Origin of the sequence: Hymenobacter fastidiosus, assembly GCF_039539565.1 — a bacterium.
Lineage (GTDB): Bacteria > Bacteroidota > Bacteroidia > Cytophagales > Hymenobacteraceae > Hymenobacter > Hymenobacter fastidiosus.
Map to the genome: position 1 here is coordinate 1 of NZ_BAABDJ010000011.1, position 8,950 is coordinate 8,950.

Below are 8,950 nucleotides of genomic sequence, written 5' to 3' on the forward strand. Positions count from 1 at the left end.
TGCGCGTCCGTAGCGCCTGGCGGGCCTACGCGCCCGATAAACTCACCAACCAAGTCGAATAAGGTCTATTTCAGCCCGCTAAAAATGTCGCCGTTTTGAGAGGTCGTATCATTGTCGTCCCGCTGTCGCTCGTAGCCCGGCAGTTCCTCGACCATGCCGGGTACCCCCCCAGGGTAAACGCATTAAAAAGGGTCGGCTTAGCTTTGATTTTTTTGTGGGTATGAGTGAGTTGAATTTAGCGTCCTTTTTGACGGATTTTGCGGCACTTCCCGACCCGCGCCTGGCGCGTCGGCGGCAGTACCCGCTGTTGGAAATCCTGCTCTTGTGCGTGAGCGCCAGCCTAAGCGGGTATGAAGAATGGGACGAAATCGTCGATTTTGGCGTGGCCAAATTGGCGTGGCTGCGCCAGTATCTGCCCTTTGCGGCGGGCATTCCAGCCCACGACACGCTCAATCGGGTGATGAGCCGGCTCGAGCCGCGCGGCTTCGAAAAGTGTCTCATTACGTGGGTGCAGCGGAGCGTGACGCTGCCCCGGGGGGCGCACATTTGCCTCGATGGCAAGCGCCTGCGCCGTTCCGCCACGGCCCGGCAGCAGCAGACCCCGCATGCGCAGGGCGGGGCCTCGGCCGTGCATCTGCTCCACGCCTGGTGCGACGAGGCAGGCCTGTGCCTGGGTCAGTACCAAACCCCGGACAAGGCCAATGAAATCACGGCCCTGCCCGAGTTGCTGGCCTTGCTCGACGTGCAGGGCTGCCTGCTAACGATGGACGCCATCGGCTGTCAGAAAAGTGTGACCCAGGCCATTGCCGGCGCCGGGGCCGAGTACCTGCTGGCCCTGAAAGGCAACCAGCTCGCGCTACACGCGGCGGTCAAAGCCGCCTTTGCCGCTACCGCCGGCCCCGAGGCGGCCACCACGGCCGGCGAAAAGCCCGCCCACGGGCGGGTGGAAACGCGCACTTGTCGGGTCTTGCCCGCCGAGCAGCTGCCCGCCGCGTTGCGCGGCCCTGAGTGGGTCGGGCTGCAAACCCTGGTCGAAGTCGTGGCCACGCGCACGGTCACGGCCACGGGCGTGACTACGACCGAAACCCGACATTACCTGAGCAGCCACCAGGCTTGCGCAGCGGCATTTCAAGGCTACGTGCGACGGCACTGGGGCATCGAAAACCGCTTGCACTGGGTCCTGGACGTCGTCTTTGGCGAAGACCACAGCCGCAAACGCGCCGGTCACGTCGCTGCGAACTGCGCCATCATCCGCAAATTCGTCCTCAACCTACTGCGGGCGCAACCCGAAAGCAAGAGTCTCAACCGAAAACGAAACCTTTGCGCTTTATCCGATGAATACCGCCAAAAGTGCCTTGGATTTTAATGCGTTTACCCTGCGGGTACCCCCCCATCTGGCGCGGGTTTAGCGCAGTGTAACTCGTGACCAGCTCATGACGTGGAGGTTGTACCTCTACTGCCGCAACGCGGCAAGCCGAAACCACGCCGCCTGGAGAAATCCGGGCGGCGTGGTCGTTCGGGCGGGGGAGGCTACGCCTCCCGGCATGAACCGGCCCGAGTTACGGCTGCGCCTAAACCCGCACCGGCCGCAGCGGGCCGGCAGTCGGTTGCGCGTTGTGCTGATGGGCTGGTATCTTACGCCACCTGAATTTCAGCTTTTCCCGCCTATGCCCACCCCTACCCCAAACTACTCCGTGCCCGTGCTCGAAACGGCCCGCCTCTGGCTGCGCGGCTACTCGCCCACCGACCTGCCGGCTTTTGTGGCCATGTTCCAGGTGCCCGAGTTCTACCGCTACCTCACCGGCAAGCCCATGAGCGAGGAAGACTGCTGGAGCACCCTGATGCGCAGCGCCGGCCACTGGGCGCTGCGGGGCTATGGCTTCTGGGCCGTGGAGGAAAAGGCCAGCGGCCGCTTCATCGGCTCCATCGGCTTCGTGGACCGCAAGCGCACCATCGAGCCGCCCATCGGCGAGGCGCCGGAAATCGGCTGGGTGCTGGATGCCGCCACCCACGGCCGCGGCTACGCCACCGAAGCCGTGCAGGCCGTGCAGACCTGGGGCGACGCGCACTTCCACGGCGCCCGCACCGTCTGCCTCATGGACCCGGCCAACCTGGCCTCCCGCCGCATCGCCGAGAAGTTCGGCTACCGCGAGTACGCCCGCACCACCTACCACGACGAGCCCGCCGTGCTGCTAGAGCGCCCCGCCCGTGCCGGATAGAAGCGCCACCGCGCCAGGCCGACAAACAAAACAGGGCACCCGTCGCCGGGTGCCCTGTTTTGTTTACCTAAAAGCCTGATGGTGCTTACTGCTGGGCTTCCAGCTTCTGCAGCTCCTTGTAGGTCTTTTGCGACTGGGCGTACTGCCGCTCTACGGCCTGCCGGATGGTGCCGGTGAGGGTATGGTCGTTGAGGGCATCTTCGTAGGCTTTCAGCGCCCACTCCTCGCCGTAGACGTTGGAGCCGAGGATTGCTTTTTTGTCGAAGTCCGTGATGGTAGCTTTGGCGTCCATCCAGACGCGGTAGAGCTTGCCTTTCGCAGTCGTGCTGGTCTGCCGCGGCCCGCCCTGCTGCTGCAGGTAGCCGTTCAGCTCGTTGGCGAACTGCTGGCTCTGGCTCACCAGCTGCTTGTAGTAGCCGGTTAGCTCCGCATCCTGGCTTTCGGCCGCGGCCCGCTGGTAGCCTTCAATCCGGTCATTCACGAAGTAGAGCAGCTCGTGCAGGGTACCGGCCTGGTCGCCTGTACTGGCTTTTCCGGCTTTGCTGCTTCCCAGCAGCTTGCTTACGCCAAACACGAGCAGGGCCCCGCCGAGTATTTTCTGGGTAGTGCTGAGCTTGCCGAGCATCCCGCCCATGCTGCCCTTGCTCAGCCACTGACTGGCTTTCGCAGCCAACGAACCGTTGGCCGTGGAGGAGTAAGAAGAATCATAAGACTGGCCGTAGTCGTCGTCCTGACTGGGGCGGGTAGGTTGCTGGGATGAGTTCATGCGTCGAAAGAAGTTAAGTGACTGGTAACAGGGCTTACGCGGAGCTTTACCCCCGGGTTAGGATGAGCTTGCTCCTGACCGCAGGGGTATATGCTCGGCGGTGGCTCGGCGGACCCGGCGTATCTTGCGGCTTCATTCATGACTGCTCTATGCTTGCTTCTTTGCTGCGGACGTCGCTGGGCCGCCTCCGCGTGGTTGGTTTTCTGGAAGGCGTATCCTTTCTGGTGTTGCTGGGCATTGCCATGCCGCTGAAGTACCTGGCCGGCCAGCCCGACGCGGTGCGGGTAGTGGGCATGGCCCACGGCGTGCTGTTCGTGCTGTATGTGCTGCTGGTAATTCAGGTCAGCCTGGAGCTGAGCTGGTCGTGGCGCAAGGCCTTGCTGGCGCTGGTGGTATCGGTGGTGCCTTTTGGCACGTTCTGGGCCGAGAAGAAGTTGTTTCAGGCCTGACTGAAAACTACCGCCGGTCCGCTCTTTCCTGCGTATGGCGGGGTATGCCTGCTTCTCCTCCCATTCTCCCCCACCTCCCGCCGGACCTGCGCGACCGGCTGGCTCTGGAGCGCACCCACCTGGCCAACGAGCGGACCGTACTCGCCTACGTGCGCACGGGCATGACCCTGATCGTGGCCGGCTTCTCCCTCATCAATTTCTTCCGCGACAATTTTTACATCTGGGTCGGGGCTGCTTTCGTGCCTTTGGGCGTAGGAATCACCGTAGCCGGGTGGTTCCGGTACCGGGCCAAAAGTCAGCGCATTGCCGCGGACGCGCAAGCGCCGGTAGTCCGGTAGGCCCGCCCCTACGCCGCCCGCAGCACCCGCACCGTGACGAGCAGCTGGCCGAGGTGACGCATGGTGTGCTCGGCGGCGTGGACCAGCAACCCCAGCACCGTGGACAGCAGCTGCGCCCGACCCACTCCGCGCGGCTCCGTCAGGGTCGCTGCCGGGGTTGCGCGCAGCTGGGCCAGCGTCCGGTCTACCTGAATACTGAAGGCCTGCACCAGGGCGGCCGGGGTGCCCGGGCTGGCGGGGCCCTGACCTTCGGCGGCCAGATACGTCAGCTGCGCGGCACTGAGCGGCTCAGCCCGGGCGTAGGTGGTGAGGCGGTCCAGTACGCCGGTGAGGTGCTGAAGGTGAAAGCCGGGCGAGGCCAGCCCGGCGGGCTGCTCCCAGAGCAGGGCTTCGGGAAAATCAGTGAGCAGAGCGTTCAGCTCTTCACGGGCCTGCACCAGGGCGTGGGCCACGGGCTGGAGCAGGGGCGGCATATCCGGCAGCGGGCCGCGCAGCCACACTTCGGGCCGATTGGGAGGGGAAGTCATCGGGAGGCAAACCAGGTGCGGCGGGAGTTGTTGGCCATTTTCACTTCGCCGGTTAGTGTGAGCAGAGCGAAGGACCTTAGATCAGTTGACCGAATCGTTGTTACGCTGGTTGGCCTGTCGGCGGGCGCAGCACCCGCGGGGAGTTGCGCAGGCTTTCTCCTGTGGCGGCCCCGAAAAGGCAGCGGCGGGGCAGCCCCAGGCTGTACGGCCGGCCGGTGGGGCCGGGCAAGGTTCCGGAATTGCCCGGGCTGGCCCCCTGATTAAAATCAGCGCGAGGACTGACGTTGCGCATGCCGATGGCCGCCGCATACCCGGTCCTTTGCCAGTGGTTTCACCACTCGCTCAACCCCCACTGATGGCTCCTTCCCTGCTGATTCTTACCGACTTCTTCCTGGCCGCTACCCGCGCCCTCGATTACGCCACCAACCTGGCTGGTCCGCTCGGTGCCCGGCTGGTGCTGCTACACGTCCGCCGCGACTCCGTTCTTGATCCGGAGATGTTTACCGGTAGCCTCTCGAACCTCAACAAAGAGGCCATTGCGCTGGCCTTGAGCAGCATCGCTGGGAACCTGTCGGTGCCGGTAGTAGCGGAAGTGGGGCACGGCCGCGTGGCCTACGCCGTGGCTGATGCCGTGAGCCGTCATCACCCGACCCTGGTGGTGCTGGGCCGCCCCGATACCGAGGCTACCCCCGACGAGCTGGTCAGCACCACCGCCCTCGATATGCTGCGTACGGCCCCTTACCCCATGCTGGTGGTGCCGCACAACATGCCCACCACCAGGCCGCCGCGGCGGGTGCTGCTGGCCGTGGATGGCGAGCCGTTCTCGCTGGGCCAGCACGCGGGAGCCATCCGCCACCTGCTCGCGGCCCTGCACGCGGAAGTGACCGTGCTGCACGTAACGGAAACAGCTACCGCGGCTGAAAGCGCGGCGGCCGCGCTGGAAATAGTGCAGCGGACGGGCCTGACCACTGACCTGGTATCGCCCGTCCGGACCCTAAGCATCACCGCCCCGGCGCCGGCCGAGGCCATTCTGCAGGTGGCCCGGCCCGCCGACTATGATCTGGTGGTGCTCATTGCCCGGCCGCGCAGCTTCCTCGGCGAGCTGTTTCACCACAGCGTCACCGCGCAGGTAGTATTGCACAGCGCCGTGCCCGTGCTGGTGCTGCCCGCCGTATAAGCACCCAAATACCGCACCGGCCCACAGCCACGGCCCTTCGGGTCTCGTCCACGCGCTACCCATGCAATACCACGTTGCCTCAGTTGCCGATGTCGCGCAAGAGCTGAAATCCACGCCCGCCGGGCTCGACGCGGCTACTTCCCGGCAGCGGCTGACCGAGCATGGCCCGAACGTATTGGCCGACGCCAGGAAGAAGACCGTGTGGCAGCTGCTGCTGCACCAGCTGGCCGACGTGATGATCCTGGTGCTGCTGGTGGCCGCCGGGGTGTCGGGGGCCGCGGGCGAGTGGAAATCGGTCTACGTCATCCTGGCTATTGTCGTGCTCAATGCCGTTATCGGCTTCGTGCAGGAATACCGGGCCGACAAGGCCATGGAAGCCCTCCAGAAGATGGCCGCCAGCCAGGCCCAGGTGCTGCGCAACGGCCAGCCCGTAGAAATTGCGGCGGCCGACCTGGTGCCCGGCGACGTGGCGGTGCTCGAAGCCGGCGACGTGATTCCGGCCGACGTGCGCTTCCTGGAAACCCACGCGCTGAAAGTGGACGAGTCCTCGCTGACCGGGGAGTCGGCTAACGTGGAGAAGACGCCGGACGCGCTGCCCGCCGGCGAGCTGCCGCTCGGCGACCGGCTGAACATGGGCTACAAAGGCACCTTCGTGACCAACGGCCGGGCCACGGCCTACGTGGTGGCTACGGGCATGAAAACGGAGCTGGGCAAGATTGCCACCCTCATTCAGACCGACGAAACGGTGACACCGCTGCAAAAGCGGCTGGCCACGCTGGGCAAGTATCTGTCGGCCGCGGCGCTGCTTATCGGCGCGCTCTTTTTCGGGGTGGGCTGGCTGCGGGGCGAGCCGTTGGGGAGTCTGCTGCTGGTATCCATTTCGCTGGCCATCGCGGCGCTGCCCGAAGCGCTGCCCGCGCTGGTCACCGTGTCGCTGGCGCTGGGTGCCAGGCGGCTGATAAAGGACCAGGCCCTGATTCGTAAGCTGCCGGCCGTGGAAACGCTGGGCTCGGTCACCTACATCTGCACCGACAAAACGGGTACCCTCACGCTCAATAAAATGACGGTGGAGCACGTGTATGCCGCGCCGGATTTTGCCCTGCCGGCGCTGGATAGTAAAACCGGCCTGCTGGCGGCCATGGCCCTGAATAACGACGTGACCCAGGACCCGGCCGGCAACTGGCTGGGCGACTCCACCGAGGTGGCGCTGGGACAATACGCGGCCGGCAAAGACCACGCCCGGGCCGCCCTCGAAAGCCGGTTTCCGCGGGTTGGCGAGCTGCCGTTCGACTCGGAGCGCAAGTGCATGACGACGCTGCACCAGACCGACCAGGGCGTGCTCTGTATTACCAAAGGGGCGCTGAGCGCGCTGTTCGACCAACTCGAACAGAGCCAGCAAGCCGAAATTCCCGAGCTGCGGCGGCGCGCGGACGAATGGGCCGCCAAGGGCTTCCGGGTGCTGGGCTACGCGGGCAAGCTGCTGCCGGAGCTGCCGGCCGAAGTCACGCCCGCCACGATTGAAACCGGGCTGAGCTTCCTCGGCTTCGCGGGCCTGATTGACCCGCCCCGCGAAGAAGCCAAGCAGGCCGTGGCCGAATGCAAGGCCGCCGGCATCATTGCCGTGATGATTACCGGCGACCATCCCCTCACGGCCAAGGCCATTGCCGGGCAGCTGGGCATCCTCTCCGGGCCCGATGAGCTGGTGATGACCGGCCCGGAGCTCACCAAGCTCGACGAGCCGGCCTTTGCCGCCGTGGTGGAAAAAGTGCGGGTGTACGCCCGCGTGGACCCGGCCCAGAAGCTGCGCATCATCAGCGCTTTACAAGCCAAACACCAGTTCGTAGCCATGACCGGCGACGGCGTGAACGACGCCCCGGCCCTGAAAAACGCCGACATCGGCGTGGCCATGGGCATCAACGGCACGGAGGTAGCCAAGGAGGCGGCCGCCATGATTCTGCTCGACGACAACTTCGCTACCATCGTGCAGGCCGTGGAGCACGGGCGGCGCATCTTCGACAACATTCTCAAATTCATTCGCTACATCCTGGCGGGCAGCGTGGGCGAAATCGTGGCCCTTTTCTTCGCGCCGTTCTTTGGGCTGCCCGTGCCCCTGCTGGCCATTCACATCCTGTGGATTAACCTGATAACCAACGGCCTGCCCGGCCTGGCGCTGGCCTACGAGCCGTCGGAAAAGAACAGCATGCGGCGCCCGCCCATCGACCCGCGCCAAACCATCTTCGCCAACGGGCTGGGCTGGTTCATTGTCCTGGTCGGGGTGCTCGTTGGAGGATTAACTATCGGGACGCAGGCCTGGGCGCTGCGCAACGGCACCGCAAACTGGCAAACCATGGCCTTCACGGTGCTCTGTTTCAGCCAGCTGGGCCTGACGTTCGCCATTCGGTCGCGGCAGGAATCCATTTTCAGCATCGGCCTATGGTCCAACAAACCCATGCTGGGAGCAGTGGCGTTGACCGGGTCGCTGCACCTGCTGATTGTGTACACCCCTTTCTTCAACGACCTGTTCAGCACGCAGCCCCTGACCTGGGCAGAGCTGGCCATCACCCTGGCCGTATCAAGCCTGGTGTTCTGGGCAGCAGAATTACAGAAGCTCATCAGCCGCCGGCGGGGGCAGCCGGTGGTACAGGTCCCGGTGGCGGCCGGTGGCGCAGCGCTTCCAGTGGCAACGGCCTGAGGCAGCCACCGCCGGGCACGCCCTGGCATTTCGCACCATTCCCGGAGGCTTGGTCATTCGGCCCTGCCCCCCCCTTTTTCCGCGCTCATGCATCATCGTCTCCTGCACCAATCCGCTGTCCTAACGCTGGACTACGACTCGGTCGATGACTACCTGCACGCCATTTGGGCCCCGGAGCAAGACCTGGATACCACCCGCGCCGGCTACGAACAAATGCTGGCCCAGCTGCAAACCGTGCATTGCCACCGGCTGCTCGACGACCGGCGGCAAGCCTGCCTGATGTGGGATGAATTGGCGGACTGGCTGGCCACTGACTGGTACCCGCGGGCACGCCGCGCCGGACTGACGGCGCACGTGGTGGTATTTTCAGCCGACTTTTACGGGCACCGCGCCACCGAGGTAGTTATGGCCGGGGCCGGCCTGATGCGGGGATTCAGCTCAGAAGAGGCCGCCCGCCGGGCGCTGTTGACCACCTGAACCATTGATCATGGTGAGCAGGGGTAGCGCTGGAATTGAAAGCGGCCCTAGCCAAGGGGCGCGGAGACACTCTCGCGGAGCGGTTGGGCGTGGTTTCACCGGTTCCGCCCCTGGCGGCAGGGGCTGCCCTCTACCCGCTGGCCGAAGCGGAGGCTCATCTGACAGAAGAACCCCAGCGCCCGGCCTGATTCGGGGATTTGGCCCAAGAGATGCGGGGGGAGGCGCACGACTGGAATTGCGGCTACTCCACCCCGCCGGCGGCCCAGCGCAGCGTGGCCTGGGTTTGGGCGTACTTGGCCTGCAGC

At 65.2% G+C, this 8,950-nt stretch carries 9 protein-coding genes; 7 read left to right on the forward strand and 2 right to left on the reverse strand.

The genetic code is table 11. From position 1 onward, the window contains the following. Window positions 1-220: 220 nt before the first annotated feature. Together ABD833_RS08240 and ABD833_RS08245 are read left to right on the forward strand one after the other, a co-directional pair. Entirely contained in the window at window positions 221-1,366 is a 1,146-nt protein-coding gene (locus ABD833_RS08240) for an ISAs1 family transposase (RefSeq protein WP_345072247.1), read from the forward strand. A gap of 301 nt (window positions 1,367-1,667) precedes the next feature. After that, the gene (locus ABD833_RS08245) at window positions 1,668-2,219 is read left to right on the forward strand and encodes a GNAT family N-acetyltransferase (RefSeq protein ID WP_345072248.1); all 552 of its coding nucleotides are present in this window, start codon (window positions 1,668-1,670) and stop codon (window positions 2,217-2,219) included. Window positions 2,220-2,304: 85 nt separating this feature from the next. On the opposite strand, the gene ABD833_RS08250 is transcribed toward ABD833_RS08245, so the two are convergent. Beyond that, window positions 2,305-2,985 (reverse strand): PA2169 family four-helix-bundle protein, encoded by a 681-nt coding sequence (locus tag ABD833_RS08250; protein WP_345072249.1) that lies wholly within the window; start codon window positions 2,983-2,985, stop codon window positions 2,305-2,307. Between the two features lie 149 nt (window positions 2,986-3,134). Between ABD833_RS08250 and ABD833_RS08255 the strand changes: the two genes are divergently transcribed. After that, window positions 3,135-3,434, forward strand: coding sequence for a DUF3817 domain-containing protein (locus ABD833_RS08255; RefSeq protein ID WP_345072250.1), 300 nt, complete (start codon window positions 3,135-3,137; stop codon window positions 3,432-3,434). 44 nt (window positions 3,435-3,478) lie between these two features. Next, entirely contained in the window at window positions 3,479-3,772 is a 294-nt protein-coding gene (locus ABD833_RS08260) for a DUF202 domain-containing protein (RefSeq protein WP_345072251.1), read from the forward strand. A gap of 8 nt (window positions 3,773-3,780) precedes the next feature. On the opposite strand, the gene ABD833_RS08265 is transcribed toward ABD833_RS08260, so the two are convergent. After that, window positions 3,781-4,299 (reverse strand): DinB family protein, encoded by a 519-nt coding sequence (locus tag ABD833_RS08265; protein ID WP_345072253.1) that lies wholly within the window; start codon window positions 4,297-4,299, stop codon window positions 3,781-3,783. Between the two features lie 355 nt (window positions 4,300-4,654). Here ABD833_RS08265 and ABD833_RS08270 point away from each other — a divergent pair, with 355 nt between their 5' ends. From ABD833_RS08270 to ABD833_RS08280, 3 genes are all read left to right on the forward strand, one after another. Beyond that, window positions 4,655-5,476 carry a universal stress protein gene (locus tag ABD833_RS08270; protein ID WP_345072254.1) on the forward strand — a complete coding sequence of 274 codons (822 nt, stop codon included), beginning with the start codon at window positions 4,655-4,657 and terminating at the stop codon, window positions 5,474-5,476. A 61-nt stretch (window positions 5,477-5,537) separates the two neighbouring features. After that, entirely contained in the window at window positions 5,538-8,168 is a 2,631-nt protein-coding gene (locus ABD833_RS08275; protein ID WP_345072255.1) for a cation-translocating P-type ATPase, read from the forward strand. Window positions 8,169-8,255: 87 nt separating this feature from the next. Then, complete coding sequence (locus tag ABD833_RS08280) at window positions 8,256-8,645, forward strand: hypothetical protein (protein ID WP_345072256.1); 390 nt, start codon at window positions 8,256-8,258, stop codon at window positions 8,643-8,645. Window positions 8,646-8,950 lie beyond the last annotated feature (305 nt).